This window comes from Desulfosudis oleivorans Hxd3 (assembly GCF_000018405.1).
Lineage (GTDB): Bacteria > Desulfobacterota > Desulfobacteria > Desulfobacterales > Desulfosudaceae > Desulfosudis > Desulfosudis oleivorans.
On record NC_009943.1, the window covers coordinates 1,372,439 to 1,390,002 of the forward strand.

The following is a 17,564-nucleotide window of genomic DNA, read 5'->3' on the forward strand; positions in this document are numbered from 1 at the left end:
TTATTTCTACACACCAATTATTGCACGAAATTTCTGATAGTCTTTTTCGAAGTCAATTTTTGTGCTGTACCCCATCGAATTGCCGTTTTCTTTAAGGATAAATTTCATTTGGAGCTCAATATTTGCGTAATCAATATTTATGTTTTCAAATAAAAAAAAAGCCATATAATCCTTTGCATACTTCTTTATCACGCCCTCATGACTTGTGTCGTTTTGATATATTATTTTCTTACTTTTAATTATTTTTAATTCAGTTATTTTGATGGTGCCCTCTTTAAGGGAAAAAGGGACAAACCAAATTTCAAGGTCATATGGTGTTCTCCTAATTATAGTATTGCCTTCTATTACCTTTTTGCCACTTAAGCTGGCTCCAACCTTACCCCAGGAGAATTCTTTTTCTTCAGACTTAAAACCATATACCTCAAATTTTTGATAACAACCTATACAAATTAGTAAACTAATTATTATAATTGTTATGCAAAATAAATATCTCATAACATTTTCCTTATTATGGGCATGGTCCGCTATATGTACCTGTCATTCTTTCCCACATATTTGTGATTTGTGCGTCTTCGGGAGAATTTCCCCACAAATAATACGGAATCATATCATTGAAAAAATGGCCGATTCCAAAATTTGAGTTTGGGTCTGAAAAATTGTATGTGGGCATATTAACTGGATCCGTTACAGGATTATGATTTTTATCGAAAATAGCTTCTGAATGCCCATCTGGTGAAACCATTTTAATATTATCTTGATTCTCTTGGCCTTGCTGGTGTAAGCGAGCATCTACATTATCATTCCATTTCTGCTGTCTAGCTTCCTCATAACTAACTTCTTGATTAAACTGATTCCTGCTGTAGTGAAAATCACGAGCATTAGATGTTGGAGATGCACCAGCGTGAAGTGCCCTCATAGAATCTATAAAATCAAGCCCATCCGGATCAATCAGATTCACTCCGTCGCCGAGGCAGTATCCGTATAGATCAGAACTTCCCCCCGCAAAACCGATCGGGTCCTTTGCTGTCCACCTGCCGGTATTCGGGTTGTAATCGCGATAGCCGAAGCGCACCAGGCCCGTGTCCTTGTCATACAACCCGCCTGCAAATCCAAACGGTACCGAGAATGAAGGATTCGTATCGTTGATCACAAATCCAAAGCTGTCGTAGTCGATCTGCTTGACTATGTTGCCTGAGCCATCGGTCACGGCTCGCAGGGAACCGACCTGGTCGTATGCCAGGTAATATACCACTCCTGCCTTTTCCACGGCAACAGGCATGCGGCCATCAGCATACACAAATCGCATGAGGAGGTTATCGGCACCGTCGTACACCGCCAGCAGGGTCGTCAGGCCGCTCCAGAGGTATTTCTCGGTGATCGCGCCATCAACCTTTTTGGCAATGCGCCGACCAAGGGGATCGTGAACGTAGGTGATGTCCGTGCCGTCAGGCAGATCAACGCTCAGCAGTTCCCCTCTGGAAGAATAATCATAGTATGTGGTTTCTGCACCTGATGTCTTTGATGTCAAAAACCCGTCCAGATCATACTGGTAGTCCGTCCCTCCGGCAGAAAGCAGATGATCTTCCGCATCATAATCCAGGACGCGGCCCGCAATGCCCCGAAGCGTGTTCATCTGGTATGTGCAGGTGCCGTAAGGGGTGCTGTCGTAGCTGTAGGATTCGACGAGGGTCCCGTCTTTTGTCACGGTCTCAAGCCGTCCCATCTCGTCATAGGTGTAGCCGATGGTTGTGGGGACACCGCCGATGGTCTCTGTTTTTGTCTTTATTCTGCCGTCGGCATAACGGTCTGTTACATTCCATTCATACAGATCGTAACCGGCGACGGTACTGGATTCTCTGCCGGTCTCGCCATAGCCGTTAAATGTTCTGCCCAGGCTGAAAGCGCCGTCGGTGACGTTATAAGGCAGACCGGTCTCGTTAACGCCAGGGTCATTGTACCGGGATATGGTAAAACCACCTGCGCCGGTGAGCAGGCCGTCATTGTCGTAAACATAACCTTCCGTGGCACCGGCATAGGTGAAGGATTCCACGTTGAAGTCCTCGTTATAGGTATATGACAGGGTTTTGTTGATGGTTCCGTACAGGGTTTCAGAGGTGACCAGTTTGCCGTCATAGCCGTATGCAATGGCCTCCGTGGCAGTTGATACAGACTCGACCTTGCTCCCGCAAAGATAGGTGTAATCAATATCACCTTCCGGGGTTATCACGCGCCACAACCGGGATTTGTCTGCCGCGTCTGACGGGTTTGTATAATCCCAGTAAATGGACTGGCCGGATGGGAAGTCTTTTTGAACCAGCCGGCGGTCTTTGTCATACAGATAGCTGTAGCTGCCGCTGAGCGGCGTGGTATAAAAAGCGTTTAAGTCAACTCCATTATACCCGAACAGATGGTCCACGTTCGACGGATTGGTCAGCACGGTCATGTTGCCGTTGGCGTCATATTCAAACCCAAGATTTGTACCGTCGGGCCGGGCGATATGCGTAACCCGGCCTGCCAGATCATTTGTAAAGTATGTGGTCAGACTTCTGGGGTCAGTGACAGATGTCAGGTATCCATACGAATCATAGGCAAAAGAAGTCTCCCTGGTACCAGTCATGACGGATTCCAGTCGGCCGTCAGCATAGTAGCCATAAGCTGTCTGGTACAGGCCTGCCATGTCCGTACTCAGTGTGACCAGCGTATCAGGATCATAGGAGGATATAATGGCCCGGCCTTCTGGTGATGTAAGGGTGTTAACAGAAAGAAGCGCGTCCTGTTTTAAGGTTATAGTCCTGCCATTGGCCCTTAGGCTCCGGGTGATCAGATCAGGAATCTCGTCAGCATCTGTATCCTGATATGAAACAGATTGTCTGGAGACCCTTGCAAGTCCGGATGGTGTGGTTTCTACTGCTTCTGCCAGATATGAAAACTTGTATTCCGGGTCAGTATCATAAGTAAAATCCAAATCCATGCCGCAAGGCAGTCCTTTTTGCACAGATCGCCCTGATTTTACGTAGATGGTTTCTGCACCTGCAGGGTTCGTGATAAGAGAAGCAAATTTACCAGTGGAAGAGGTATAATTTTCGTATGTGACAACATTATTTTCTCCGGTAGTGATCCTATTATAAACTGTGCCATCTACACCAACGGTGCGATCAAATTGCCAATGTCCGCCATTCTCATCATAAGTATCGGTAATTCTTCCCTGGTCATCATATATATATTGATAAACCTTTCGGTTGGGATCGGTTTTGTTTATCAACAAGTCCGTAAGGGAATAGCCAAGATCATATTCCCCGCCATCAGGAAGGATAATGTTTGTCAGGTTATCCTCTTCATCAACGACCAGTTGGGTGGTCAACCCATCCGGCGATACAATGGAATAAGGGCTACCGTCCGGGTATCGGTTAATCGTTGTTACATTACCAAACTGGTCGGTTATAGAGATTAGATTGTTTTCATCATCATAACCGAATGACCGAAGAACGGTGCCGGTGTCCAAATCGGCCGTCAGCTTATGCAACCCGTTGCTGTACATTACATACCCAAGTCCGTTTTTATCAACAATCGGAATCTCTCCCTCAGACAGGTTGGCAAGATTCCTCAGTGCGGGTATGGCGTTTATACGATAGACACGGCCATAATTACGGCCATGATCTACAAGATAGATGCCCGACCAATGGAAATCTATGCCTTGCCAGTTGCTGGTAACATGTTCATCATAAGGCCTCACTATTAATGTTGTTATAATGCCATGCGTGTTAACCTTGTGAATACCGCGTCCGATGCGGGAGACGATGTACAGATTGCCGGCCTCGTCTATATCAATATCTCCCGGTACGATGGAGACCCTGGTTGCTTCTTCACCGTCTTCATAGTACCCATACTCCCCATTACCGGCCACCGTTGTAATTATACCGCTGGGATCTATTTTTCTGACTTTATAATGGTCTCTTTCAGAAAAATAAAGGTTGCCTTTTACATCTACGACAATACTCTCAGGATCGTTTAGGGGTGTTGCAAGGGCCGATATCCCATCAGGGCCGTTCCCTTCTAATCCGTTACCGGCAACTGTAGAGATAATACCGTCAGGGTCAACCTTGCGGATATAATTACCGGATGAGAAGTACAGGTTGCCAGCATTGTCGAAGGCCATAGCCCCAGGGGTAATCTCAGCATTAATCGCAAGGCCATTATCCCCGTTGTTACCCATGACTCCTGTACCGGCTACGGTGGTGATAACACCATTTGAGTCCACTTTCCTGATCCGGTAACCATCTACTATATAAACATTATTAGATTTATCGACTGCAACAGTTCTTACCCATCCATCGATACGTGTTTCAATTGCCGGGCAGCCATCTTCATTACAATACGGAGACGGATCGTCTCTCCCGGCTATACGATATATTTTACCCTCTTTGCTCACCTTCCATAAAAGATTAAGCCAGCCGGCAACCGTATAAAAATTGCCTTGATCATCCACAGCGACATAGGAGGGCTGCCACAACTGTCCGGTCGTCGCGTCTCCACCGCTTGTGGGTGGATTGATCGCTCCATACTGACCGGCCACATTCGTTGAGAACAGATTGTCAAAGCCTTTTAGTATGGTGCCGTCCCCTTTATGCAGGGTACCAGGGTCTGTTAGGCTGAGCTTATGATGGGAAGACAAGGTCCACCCCTTGGCAATTCCTCCTGAAAATTTAACTGCTGGTGGAACAACTCTAAATGGACGTTCTCTCCATATGGTAATTTCCTGTCTTGCCACATTACCTTCAAAGTCCTGGGGGCCGGCCTGCCCAAAAGCCCTTTCCCATTTTTTACGGGACTTAAAATATACAGCATCGTACACAAACCCTATTCGTGTGAGACCTTTAGCCGTTGTCGTTACCCTGTTGCCACGATAGTCTCGTCCATCCCAGATAAATTGAAACTTTTGGTCCGGCACAGGATCGATAGTGCGTGTCAAAACATGTCCAGCGATCCTGAATTCAAGCAGGACACTCTTTAAGCTGTCTGGAACAAAGCTACTGGTTACAGGGACATCAATAACCATTTTATAGCCCTTGACCCTGTTTGACACATAATGAAGATTCATACCTGTACCCAAAACAGGAATATCATTATGCAAAATCTTGTCTCGGTCTCCCACATGAGAGCCGACATCTGTTCCGCAACCTGAGTCTGCGCCACCGTCTTGTGTGTTTACTACCGGGTCTCCGGCTTTAGATTGTCTAGCATCAGCTGGCGGACCATATGGCCAGTTGCAGTCCCAGGGGGTGAAATGTCTTGTTAAAAAACGCCAGTAAGTAGTTCCTGGTTGATGGGAAGAATTGTCTAAGCCATTGACTTCCTCACTTGTTGACCCGTTTTCATTAAGGTCATCCGGCAGATCATCTCCGTCAGCGTCAAGGGCATCAACAACACCGTCTGTATCCATATCCAGAAGTTTAACAACTACTCCGTTGTCGGCGGGTATCCACTCAGCTCTATCGCGATCATAGTATCCAACGGGAACAACTTCACCCACATCAAATTCCAGAAAGTTGTTGACATAGGATGTTACTGGTTTGTCAAAAACGACTCGTTGAGCGCCATCTACTTCCAGTTCAGCACAATAAGTGAATGCAGAGTTAGGAGGAAGTTCTGCGGGCATGGATGCTGGTGTTGTATACTCGGTAGCCCGTGTTGTCAGCGTTGTCAATTCTCTTATCACATTGCCGTACTTATCCATTTCATAAGCAACATTGTCCCCGGTGAAGACCATGGTATATGACCGGTTTCCGAACTCGGGATCAACAGTTTCTGTGCTTGTGTGGGTAGTGACGGAATCGGGGCTACCATCAAAACTTATAGTCGTTGCAGCCGGGTCCCGTGTCAGAAGAGTAACAGTATCAATAACCACAACATCATTTACCGGTGTTTCAGTTCTTCTGTGAGATGTTATGTAAGCTGGCTTAGTATAAGAAAGCTTAATCAGTGCACCACCGTCTAAAGGGATAGAATAGCGTCCTGTGTCATCTGTCCGAACAGAACCATATTCAGGATGATCAATTATATCGATGATTACATTCTGGACAGGATTGCCGTCTATATCTTCGACAAATCCGGTGATGACGAGAAATCGTTTCGGATCGTATGATTCAAGGCTGGCGTCTTCCGGAATAAGGTCATTATATTGTTCGCCAAATGTTCCTTCGGGTTGAGGTGAAGGGGGGGTACCAAGCACCTTGACCGAAATGCTATGATGCAGTGTCTGATCATTGTTAATGGCTGTACAGGCATAAGTGGCCGTATAGTCCGGAGTCAGGTTCATGACTCCGCTGGGCGGCATTTCTCCGATACCGTTGTTGAAATAAACCTTCTGGGCCGGCCATGCATCCCAGGTCAACGTTACAGATTCGCCGTGGGGAATGACGGGTGAGGAGACACCCAAATACAATGTCGGCTGGCGCTTGACAATTATCTCAACGCTGTCTGTCGTTATACCGCCATGGCCTTCAGCAGTGATAATATATTCTTTATTCTCTTCTGGTGTGATAACGATTGATCCGTTTGCGGATACACCACCGATATCAGGCTCGATTGATATGGTGTAGGCGTAACTGGTTGACCATGTCAAAGTTACTGATTCACCATAATCAATGGTTTCCGGATTAGCGGTTATGCTTGCCGTGGGTGCCAGAATAGTTACCGTAACACTCTCTGTGCTTGTGCCGCCAAGACCTACGGCCGTGACAGTATAGGTCGTTGTCTCTTCAGGTATTACAGAGATTGATCCGTTTGGCGGTACTTCCCCTATACCGGGCTCAATCGTGCAGGTATCCGCATGGCTTGAAGTCCAGGTCAGGGTTGAAGATTGGCCATACTCAATGACGTCTGGGTCAGCATGTATCTCTATTGTGGGTGCATAAATAGAAACTGTGCTGTAATCATATGCTGTCCCGCCGGGGCCGGTAGCGGCGATTTCGTATGTCGTTCTTTCCACAGGACTCACTGAGATCGAACCATTTACTGGGACATCGCCGATATCAGGCTCAATTGTACAGGTGACCGCGTTCGTCGCTGTCCAGGTCAGGATTGAGGTTTCTCCAGGCCCTATTGTCTGGGGGTTGGCGGTCATGTCTACCGATGGATAAGCATAGCGGACAAAAGCGTAAGCATAGCGTTTTCCACCGGGGCCGTCGGCCATGATTTGGTATGTCGTGTTTGTGGCAGGTGTTACTGTGATTGATCCATTTAACGGCACTTCTCCTATATCAGGTTGAATGGTACAGGTATCCGCATAGCTTGAAGTCCAGGTCAGGGTTGAAGACTGGCCGGAAGAAATGATTTGAGGGTCGGCAGTTAATGTAACAACTGGGACATGCGGTTGGACAGTTATAGTAATGGTTATATGGTTGGTATAAAAACCGTCGGTGACGGTAAAGTCAGCGTAGCACACTCCTGTCTGTCCCAATGAAGGTGTCCATGAAAAGATTTGTGTGTCCGGGTCAAAGGTCGCCCCCTGAGGGATATTTGACGCTGCGTAGGTTAACGAATCCCCGTTAGGGTCAATGGCCTGAATGGGAAACGAAAGATTCTTTTCCTCTGTTGTCGTTTTTGCTGGTATCGGAAGAAAACGCGGGGAGTTATTGTCGATTGTTACGAAATCTGAATAATAAGAAACAACAGGATTATTCATCCCATCATCAATGACAGCATAGACGTAATATATACCGTCAGTGAGAGTTGAGGCATCCCAAACATACTTATCGTCCCCGCCATCAGAATCCTCATTGAGTCCTGATATAATAAGAGTACCGTCTGCACCTGTAGTGTCAGTGTCATAAAAAAGAGAGATCAATGCATTGTCGTCTGGATCGGCATCATCCCATTCGATGATGGTCCCAATCTTTGCTGTCTCAAATAAAACAGCCATATTGCTGGTAACGGCAAAAGACGGTATGGTAATGCCATCTGTCCCATTTTTATTTTCTATTCCAATGATTGCAAATCTCTCCATCGCTTCTTTATATTGAAAAAGAATATCGCCATTGGGATAAAGAAGGACCTGGAAAGTGGAAGAAGATGGGAACCCTGCTACATCTGTATACTGAACAATAAAACAATTTTTTACAGTATCGTAATAATAGTAGATGCCGCCACCACCGGTGTCGAGATCATAATAACTCCAGTAGGGTGCTATAGTATCGTTCGGCTCTACCGGGCTAGGGATACCGAGGTCGCTATAGATAGATCCATCCTGCGAACCGAACGTTAAATAACCGTTCTGACTTATAAGCACATCGGTTTTGATTCCATCGTAGAATGGAAATTCAAACGGCAACTCAATCCGGTTATCATCAGGCGCATTGCATACCTGATGGCCAATAGTTGTAATATCAAACCATTCGTACATAGGGCCGTTTGGACTTAGACTGTCGGTATATTCATAAAGTTGATCGCTTATATAGTCTCCTACAGATATAATATTTATCTCCGGCGGGGTATTATGAGAAACAGTCACAGGCCCTGTGCTGTATACAGTCGAAGAAGGTGTGGCTCCGTCATCGATAACAGCATAGATGTAGTAGTTTCTCTGCAAGATTGCTGACGTGTCCCATGTGAATTGGTCATCCGCACCGTCGGGATCTTCGCTGAGGCCCAGGGCAATAAGAATGCCGTCCGCGCCTGTGTTGTCGGTATCGTAGTAAAGGGATATGGTGGCGTCGCTGTCCGGGTCTTCGTCTTCCCACTGAATGGTAAAGAATTCATCTGCAATATCATTGAGTCCGTTTGGTTCAACAATGGTTATTGCCGGCGGGACAAGAACCGTAACCGTGGCGGTTTCGCTGACAGAGCCGTAAGCGTTTGCCGCTGTCAGGGTATAGGTTGTGGTGGCATCCGGCGCCACAGTGACCGAACCATCGGGATCCACTGGCCCGATACCCGGTTCTATGGAGACAGTGTCGGCGTTTTCCGTTGTCCAGTCCAGGGTTGCTGTTGAACCTTGCGCAAAAGACGCCGGCGTACTTGTAAAAGAGGTGATCTCTGGTTTGGGGGGAAGGATTTCAATATGCAATGCAGTGCCCGGCGCACCGAGCAGGGACACGAAAAAGGCATTGAACCGCTTAAGAGAGACCGGCTGAACAAAAGTATCATTATTGTTGAGCCAGTAGGTCCTGCCGTTAAGGACCACATAACCCCAGTATGATTTGTCCGGAGTGGTATTGGTGATCCTGAGAACTCCCTGGGCTTCGGCATCAGCGGTGAAAAGATCGGCTGATTTTGCAAAATGCAGCCAGTTGATGGAGACGGTTCTGTCTAGGAAAGATACAGCGTCTGCCTGGGCTGAAATTGCAGGCAACAGAATACAGATAGCACACAGCAGGATAACCGCTTTTTTTAACATGTCATTCCCCAATCGTATGACGCGGAAAGGCACTGGAGCTTTCACCTGGAAGCTGCTTTTACTTCCCCCCTGTTTCCGCTAATTCGTACCTTTTATGAAGCTTTCCGGTGCCGCCAGCCCTCCCTGCCTGACTTGTGTGAGGTGTGGCACGGGTTGTGGTTTTGTCTGTTATTCGCAGGTTCAGTTGCCGGTGTTTTTACTGCTCGGCCGGACAGGCGAGGGACCCAGCTGCCGGACCTGCTCGGTAAATTCGGTGCAGATCTCGGCCCATCTGGGTCCCATGGCCGCGGACAGGTTGTACATTTCGATGCGGGCCGGGTCGATGCCCACCTGCACGATCAGTTTTTTCAGGTAATCAATCCGTTTTCTTGCGTTGGTATTTCCTTCCAGGAAATGGCATTGGCCCTCCAGTCACCCGGCCACGAAAATACCGTCAAACCCCCTTTCCAAAGCCCGCAGCACGTAAAAATGGTCCAGCTTGCCGGTGCAGGGCAGGCGGATGATCTTGACGTTGGGCGGGTAGGAGAGCCGCATCACCCCTGCCAGGTCTGCCGCGGCAAAAGCGCAGTAGTGGCAGGCAATGGCCAGAACGTTGGGTTCCCAGCCGGCAGGTGTTTCCACGGGCCGCTCAATGGGCGGCGCGGTCTCCTGTTTGCCGGCTGTTGCTGCTGGTTTGCTCATCGAATGTCCTTTTTCAAAGCGGTTATTCCGGCTTCAGCTTATCGCGTCGATCATGGCGATAATCTGGTCATCCCTGAAGTTGTTGACCTGGAACGCCTTGGCCGGGCAGACCCCGGCGCAGATGCCGCAGCCCATGCACTTGACCTCGTTGTGGCTGATGTGCCCTTCTTCGTCGATAAAAGGCGAGTCAAAGGGACAGACGCGGAAACAGGCCAGGCAGGACATGCAGATGTCCCGGTTGTGTTTCGAGATGATGCCTGAAACAGAGAGCCGGTCGTGGGAGAGCAGGACCCCGGCCCGGCCCGAGGCGGCCAGTGCCTGGCTGACGGTCTCGTCCAGGTTTTTGGGGGCGTGGGCCAGGCCGGCCACAAAAAGTCCCTCGCTGGGGAAGTCCACGGGCCGGAGCTTGACATGGGCCTCAAGAAAATAGCCGTCCGGGTTGCAGGTCAATTTGTACCGTCGGCCCACCTCCTCGGTGGAGGGATGGGGTCGCAGGCCGGTGGACAGGGCCAGCACATCGGCCTTCACCGTGACCGGCCGGTTGGCCAGAAAATCAAAGGCGGTGACCGTCACTCTGTCGCCGTCGACGCGCACCTCGGGTTTGTTTTCCGGCTCAAACCGGACAAACAGCACGCCCAGGCTTCTTGCTTCCTGGTAATAATCCTCCCGCAGGCCGTAGGTGCGAATGTCCCGGTAGAAAATGGTGACCCCGGCTTTGGGGTATTTTTTCTTGATGGCAATGGCGTTTTTAATGGCGTCCTGGCAGCAGATACGGGAACAGTAGTTGAACGGTTCCTCCCTGGACCCCACGCACTGGATCATGGCAAAGGCGGCCGTCGGCGAAAAGGTTTCGGTCTCCAGTCGTTTTTCCAGTTCCCGCTGGGTCACAATGGAACTGCTGTTGCCGTATTCATATTCGACCGGCGCATACTCCACACCGCCGGTGGCCACGATGATGGCGCCGTGGGAAATGGCAGCGCCATCGGAAAGGGTGGTGACAAAGTTGCCCACAAACCCGTCGGTTTTTTTGATGTCTGTTCCGGTATGGACGGTGACTTTCGGGTGCTGCTCGACCTTTTGAATGCAGTCGGTCAGAAAGGACTGAACGTCGCGGCCGTCCAGGGTCCGGTAAACGTTTTTGACCAGCCCGCCCAGGGCGCTGGTTTTTTCAACGATATGCACCTCGTAGCCCTGGTCTCCCAGGGCCAGGGCCGCGGTCATGCCGGCGATGCCGCCGCCGATGATCATGGCCGCCGGCGTGACCGGCACCGAGTCAGTGTGAATGGCCTCGAACAGTTTGACCTTGGCCACCGTCATTTTGACGATGTCGATGGCCTTTTTCGTGGCCGGCTCATTCTGGCCCATGTGGCACCAGGAGCACTGCTCCCGAATGTCGGCCAGCTCAAACAGGTACTTGTTTAAGCCCGCGTCCCGAATGGTCTCCTGGAACAGGGGCTGGTGGGTTCTTGGCGTACAGGAGGCCACCACCACGCGGTTGAGGTTGTGCTCCTGGACCAGGGCTTTAATGGCTTCCTGGCTGTCCTGGGAGCAGGCGTACATCAGGTCATCGGCAAACACCACGTTGGGCAGGGTTTTGGCCGTTTCCACCACGGCGGGAATATCCACGGTCTGGGAGATGTTGATACCGCAGTGGCATACCAGCACGCCGATGCGGGCCTCGGCCCCGGTGGTGTCGGTTTCCGGGGGCAGGGCTTTTTCCGTGATCTCCGTGCCCCGGGCCTCACCCAGCAGGGCCATGGCCTTTCCGGCCACGGCGCTGCCCTGGATGACGGTTTCCGGAATGTCCTTGGGCCCCTGAAAGGTGCCGGTGACAAACACCCCCGGCCGGGTGGTGTCCACCGGCGCAAAGGGGGTGGTTGCCGCAAACCCGTGTCTGTTGGATTCGATATTGAAGGTTTTCGCAAACTCAAGGGCGTCGGCGTGGGGCTCCAGGCCTATGGAGAGCACCACCATGTCAAAGGTCTCTTCCGTTATGGTGCCGTCCATCTCCGCGTACCGCAGCACCAGGTTGCCGGTGTCCGCATCTTCATGGACCGCCGATACCATGGCCCGGTGGTACCGCACCCCGTACTGGTTTTTGGCCCGGTCCACGTACTTGTCAAAGTCTTTTCCAAAGGCCCGCATCTCCATGTAAAAGATGGTGGGCTGCACAGAGGCGTCGTGCTCCCGGGCGATGACGGCCTGCTTGGTGGCGTACATGCAGCAGACCGATGAGCACCAGGGGTTGCCGTGGTTGGTGTCCCGGGACCCCACGCACTGGATCCAGGCGATCTTGTGGGGGTGCTTCTTGTCGCCGGGCCGGAGGATCTGGCCGGAAAAGGGGCCCGAGGCCGACAGGATTCGTTCGAACTGGACCGATGAGACCACGTTGGGCCACCGGCCGAAGCCCAGCTCCGGGTGGCGGGCCGCGCTGTGGCGGGCCAGGCCCGGCGACAGGATCACCGCGCCCACGGTAAGGGAGATCTCTTTTCCCGTGTCTTCAAAATTGATGGCGCCGGCGGTGCAGAATTTTTCGCAGGCCTTGCACCGGCCCCGCTGAAAATAGAGGCAGTTGTCGTAATCAATGACCCGGGTGTTGGGCACGGCCTGGGCCAGCAGGGAGTAGATTGCCTTGCGCTTGGTCAGGCCCTGTTCAAACTCGCTGGTCACCAGCTTGGGGCATTTCTTCTCGCAGATGCCGCATCCCGTGCATTTGTCGGGGTCCACGTACCGGGGCAGCAGCTTCACGGTGGCGGTAAAGCGGCCCGGTTCGCCGTCAATGGCCGTCACCTCGGCCAGGGTGTGAATCTCGATGTTGGGGTGGCGGCCGATCTCCACCATCTTGGGGGAGATCATGCACATGGAGCAGTCGCCGGTGGGAAAGGTTTTGTCCAGCATGACCATGGTGCCGCCCAGGGAGGAATCCTTCTGCACCATGTGCACCTTGAACCCGCTGTCGGCAAGGTCCAAGGCCGCTTGCATGCCGCCGATACCGCCGCCGACGATCATCACCGAACCGGATGGCTTACTGTTCTGACTCATATGGCTCCAGCTCCTTGAAAAGATCTGTTCCGTTTATAAAATGCTTTTCGATCTCCAGCTGTTTTGTGTCCAGGCCCATGGCCATGCCCACCACTTCCGTGATGAAAAAGACCGGCAGCCGTTCGGAAATGTTGTGGGCCTGGCAGACCGCATCCTGGTAGGCGTCCAGGTTCATCTGGCACATGGGGCAGGTGGTGACCAGGCAGTTGGCGTTGCGGGCCAGGGCGTCTGAAAGGATTTTGGCCATCAGGGCGTAGGCCACCGCCGGATCGGTAACAGCGGCGGAGGCCCCGCAGCAGCTGGTTTTGCAGTTCCAGTCAATGGGATGGATCCCCAGGGCCTCCAGGATCCGTTCCATGCCCTGGGGGTTTTCAATGTCGTCGGGCACGGGCACGGAAAAGGGGAACCGGGTCAGCATGCAGCCGTAGTAGCACACCGGCTTGAGGGCCTTGGGCTTGTATGCCAGTGTGCCGGCAAGGGTCCCGGAATCGTGAAGGGAGAGGAGCACCTCCAGGATGGAGGAGATTTTGACCGGCCCGTTGACGGGCTTTGCAACCCCGGCGTTGATCTCATCCTTCAAATTGGGATGGGCCTCCAGATAGTGCTGGGCCACCAGGGTTCGTGAGTAGCAGGCTGAACAGGGAATGACCATCTCGGCCAGGCCGGACCGGGCCGCAATACCCAGGTTCCGGGCCGGCATGGCCATGGCCAGGAAGTCGTCGGTTTTCCCGGCCGATGTGGCGCCGCAGCAGTTCCAGTCTTCAATCTCTTTGAGCTGCACCCCGAGCCTGTCGAAAACAAGCCGGGTCTGATGATCATAAAGCGCGGAGGATTGTTTCAGCGAACACCCCGGGTAGTAGGCTAGTTCCATGACAGACCTCTCAGTTTCCATCCATAAATGGCCTTTTTCCGCAATCTCTGCGTCAAACTGCGGGCTTCCTTGTGCGGTGTACAACAGTACGCCTCCTCGTCAGCCCTTGTTTTCCTTGATCTTTCGAAAAAATTCTCATTTCTGGATTGGAAACGTTTTTCGTGCCCTCATAAAAGATGGGTGGACACTCATTAATGTGTGGCGGGTTCGTAAAAAGTCCAATGCCGCCCTTATTCATAATTTTTTACGATATCCTCAGTGCGTGGTGGTTTTCGCTTTCTTGTGAAGTTGTTTTATTTCACCGCGTCCTTTTGCCGACAGAAAACCGAAGTGCATGCGGCCCAGTCGAAACATGGCCACGGCCAGCTTCAACTGCCGGGTCACTTCGGCGATAACGGCGGCAAAGTCCATTTTCTTTATGTCGGCGGCGGTGTTCTTCATCTCGTAGACGGCCATGAACTCGGTCTCGTTGACCCGGCCCCACCGCACGCCGGACCCGACAAAGGCGTCGTGGAAATGGACCACCCTGGGATGGGGGGATGCCAGGTGGGCCTCCTTGGCCATCTTTTTCAGGGTCTCGGTGATGCGGCCGGTCTGAATGCCGTTGGGGCAACGAATACCGCAGGTGTAGCAGGAGACGCATTTCCAGATCAGTTCGTTGTTCAGCACGGTCTGGCGGTCCCCGAGAAGAATGGCGCGGATCAGACGGTCCGGGGTAAAAAAGTCCGTCTCGTCGCCCACCGAACAGGCCCCGGCGCAGCGACGGCACTGGTAGCAGGCAAGCAGGTTCTGCCCGGAACGTTCCATGACTTCAGTGATCAGGGGGGAGGCCACTTCCGGTGCTACCTCAATGGCGGATACCGTCATGATTAGCTCCTTGGTTTGTGGTGTGTGAAGGCGGCTGAACCGGGTCTCGGCGGGATATTATGAAAAACAGGCCTTGGCCTGTGATGTTTTATCCTGAGAACACCGTTTCATCTTTGGGACGCCGTTCTTTATTGATATTGATATATCGGGGCGGGGGATGTGTCAAGAATGATTTTACCCCTCATCAAAATCGGTATCGCTATCGGTATCGGTATCGGCATCGAAATCAGAGCCGGAAAAATCAGAACCGGCAGATCTTCCGCGATTTTGTAAAATTTTTGTAAAACAGCCAAATCCGCTGTCCCATTTTCTGGTCATCATATATAAAGAGCAGACCGACCGGCGGGCTTTTTTGCAAAGCACAGCGGGTCGATATATCAGCCCCGCAGGCTGTTTATGAGTTGAAAGGATCGATATGTCAGGCTCTGTTTTCGGCGTGGTGCGCGGATCGCTCTCCATGCTCTGTTATGTGGTTAATACCGTGTTCTGGTGTATTCCCCTCTACACCATTGCCCTTGTGAAATTGATTGTGCCGGTTGCCTGGTTCCGCCGGATCTGCAACCGTCTGCTGATAGCCGTCTCCTTTTCATGGATTTTCTGCAACAACATAAACCAGAAAATTTTCAGCCGGACCCCGATCATCGCGACGGGCCTGGAAGGCCTCGACCAGAAGGGGTGGTACCTGGTGGTGAGCAATCACCAGAGCTGGGTGGATATTTTGGTGCTGCAGCGGGTCTTTTATCACAGAATTCCGTTTCTCAAGTTTTTTTTGAAAAAAGAGCTGATCTGGGTGCCTGTCATGGGGTTTGCCTGGTGGGCCCTGGATTTTCCCTTTATGAAGCGGTACTCCGGCGCCTTTCTTAAAAAATATCCCCACCTGAAGGGAAAGGACATCGAGATCACGAAAAAGGCGTGTGAAAAATTTTCCACCATGCCGGTGTCGGTGATGAACTTTCTGGAGGGTACCCGGTTTACCACGGGCAAGCACGCCCGGCAGCAGTCCCCCTACGCCCACCTGCTGCGGCCCAAGGCCGGCGGTATCGCCTTTGTTCTTGCCTCCATGGGAGGATCGTTAAAAAGCATCGTCAACGTGACCATTGCCTACCCACCCGGCCCCAAAAGTTTCTGGGACTTTGTTTGCGGACGGATTTCACGGATACGGGTGCACGTGGAAACCATTCCCATCACCGCAAACCTGATCGGCGACTATTTTGAAGACGAGGCCTTTCGGAACCGTTTTCAGGTCTGGGTCAACGACCTGTGGGAGGCAAAGGAAAAGCAGATTCAGCAGCTCCACGGTGAGTATCCGCTCAACTGATCCGCCGGTGCAAGAGCGGGGTAGCCCGGATCTTTCATGAAATTTTTCGACATGGGTTAATTTTATATTGATACAGTGTGTTGAAATTGATTTCAGGCGTTTTTTGAAAACACAAACTGTTATGAACGGTTTGAGGTATTTTATATCAATTTTATGCCGAAAAATTTCACCCTTCGGGCGAGTCACCTTAACCGCAGCTGCTGTGTTGCGAGACATTCGCGGTAGATTGACTACAGCTTCATGTCCCGCGCCTTGCATCTGCGGCCAAATCAACTCGTGAAATATCCGGGTTATGCCCTGACCCTGTTACGGCCGACTTCCTCACGTCGGCCGTTTTTTTTGATAACGATGCTGAACAGTTCCTTAAACTGTGCCATTGTCAGCCCACCCGCTTTTATTCTTTTCAGCGAGTGTGGTTTATGGTACTCATAAAACCGTTGTTTTTTAATGGTATGTCATTTCCGAAGTGCATCAGGATGGACGCTTCGGTCATATTTTTCAGACTTGCAGTCTATCTTGCTCTTACTCGTACTCAAAAAGAGCCGGCTGAGGCCGGAACGGTATGGGGATAAAGAGTAAGATTACGAGTAAGAGCAAGAATTTAAAGGCAGAAAATTTCTCATGAATATCGTATTAACCAACGACGACGGCATTGATGCCGAAGGGCTGCTGGCCCTTTACCGGGTCTTTTCCAGAGACCACCGGGTGGTGGTGGTGGCGCCGGAGGCGGAGCGCAGCGCCGTGGGCCACGGCATCAGCCTGCACCAGCCCCTGCGGGTCAATCAGCGAAACCACCCGGCCGGAGGCGAGTGGTACGCGGTGTCCGGCACGCCGGCGGACTGCGTCAAGCTGGGTATTCTGGCCCTGCTTGACCCCCGGCCCGACCTGGTCATTTCCGGCATCAACGCGGGGCTGAACCACGGGGCCTACATGCACTATTCCGGCACCGTGGCCGCGGCCCGGGAGGCGTGCGTGTACGGTGTGCCGTCCATAGCAGTTTCCATGGACGGTTATCCACCGGCCTATTTTGATGAAGGCGCCTCCCTCACCCAGACCCTGGTGGAGCGTCTTGCCGAAATGGAGATGCCGGCCAATACCTTTTTAAACGTCAACATGCCCGACCTGCCGAGAGAACGGATTACCGGTATCTGCTTCTGCAGTCAGGACGTGCTGCCCCCGGGCGACCGGGTGGACATGCGAAATGACCCCCGGGGCCTGGCCTACTACTGGTATGCCTATGACAACACCCACGGCGATGGAACCGGGGATACCGACCGGGCCATGCTGCGCAACGGCACGGTTTCCATCACTCCGGTCACCTGTGACGGCACCCATTACGGGGTTCTGGAGCGGCTGAAACAGTTTAGCCTGGATCTGTGAACAGGAAGAGA

The 17,564-nt window shown here is 51.7% G+C and carries 9 protein-coding genes; 2 read left to right on the forward strand and 7 right to left on the reverse strand.

Annotated features, from left to right (window positions below; all coding sequences use genetic code 11):
• Positions 1-6: 6 nt before the first annotated feature.
• The 7 genes from DOLE_RS05920 to DOLE_RS18155 form a co-directional block, all read right to left on the reverse strand.
• Entirely contained in the window at positions 7-495 is a 489-nt protein-coding gene (locus DOLE_RS05920) for a hypothetical protein (RefSeq protein WP_012174579.1), read from the reverse strand.
• 13 nt (positions 496-508) lie between these two features.
• Positions 509-9,394 carry an RHS repeat-associated core domain-containing protein gene (locus DOLE_RS05925; protein ID WP_012174580.1) on the reverse strand — a complete coding sequence of 2,962 codons (8,886 nt, stop codon included), beginning with the start codon at positions 9,392-9,394 and terminating at the stop codon, positions 509-511.
• Between the two features lie 180 nt (positions 9,395-9,574).
• Positions 9,575-10,075 (reverse strand): hydrogenase iron-sulfur subunit, encoded by a 501-nt coding sequence (locus DOLE_RS18420; RefSeq protein WP_167320851.1) that lies wholly within the window; start codon positions 10,073-10,075, stop codon positions 9,575-9,577.
• A gap of 33 nt (positions 10,076-10,108) precedes the next feature.
• Positions 10,109-13,117 carry an FAD-dependent oxidoreductase gene (locus DOLE_RS05935; RefSeq protein ID WP_012174583.1) on the reverse strand — a complete coding sequence of 1,003 codons (3,009 nt, stop codon included), beginning with the start codon at positions 13,115-13,117 and terminating at the stop codon, positions 10,109-10,111.
• Positions 13,101-13,988 carry a CoB--CoM heterodisulfide reductase iron-sulfur subunit B family protein gene (locus tag DOLE_RS05940; RefSeq protein WP_012174584.1) on the reverse strand — a complete coding sequence of 296 codons (888 nt, stop codon included), beginning with the start codon at positions 13,986-13,988 and terminating at the stop codon, positions 13,101-13,103. The genes DOLE_RS05935 and DOLE_RS05940 overlap by 17 nt, the downstream gene beginning before the upstream one ends.
• 255 nt (positions 13,989-14,243) lie before the next feature.
• Positions 14,244-14,855: a 4Fe-4S dicluster domain-containing protein gene (locus tag DOLE_RS05945; protein WP_012174585.1), complete on the reverse strand. Its 612-nt coding sequence runs from the start codon at positions 14,853-14,855 to the stop codon at positions 14,244-14,246.
• Between the two features lie 174 nt (positions 14,856-15,029).
• A complete protein-coding gene (locus tag DOLE_RS18155; protein WP_153304366.1) occupies positions 15,030-15,176 on the reverse strand; it encodes a hypothetical protein in 147 nt (48 codons plus the stop codon).
• Positions 15,177-15,270: 94 nt separating this feature from the next.
• Between DOLE_RS18155 and DOLE_RS05950 the strand changes: the two genes are divergently transcribed.
• Together DOLE_RS05950 and surE are read left to right on the forward strand one after the other, a co-directional pair.
• Entirely contained in the window at positions 15,271-16,173 is a 903-nt protein-coding gene (locus DOLE_RS05950) for an acyltransferase (RefSeq protein WP_012174586.1), read from the forward strand.
• Positions 16,174-16,794: 621 nt separating this feature from the next.
• A complete protein-coding gene (gene surE / locus DOLE_RS05955; RefSeq protein ID WP_012174587.1) occupies positions 16,795-17,553 on the forward strand; it encodes a 5'/3'-nucleotidase SurE in 759 nt (252 codons plus the stop codon).
• The last annotated feature ends 11 nt before the right edge of the window (positions 17,554-17,564 follow it).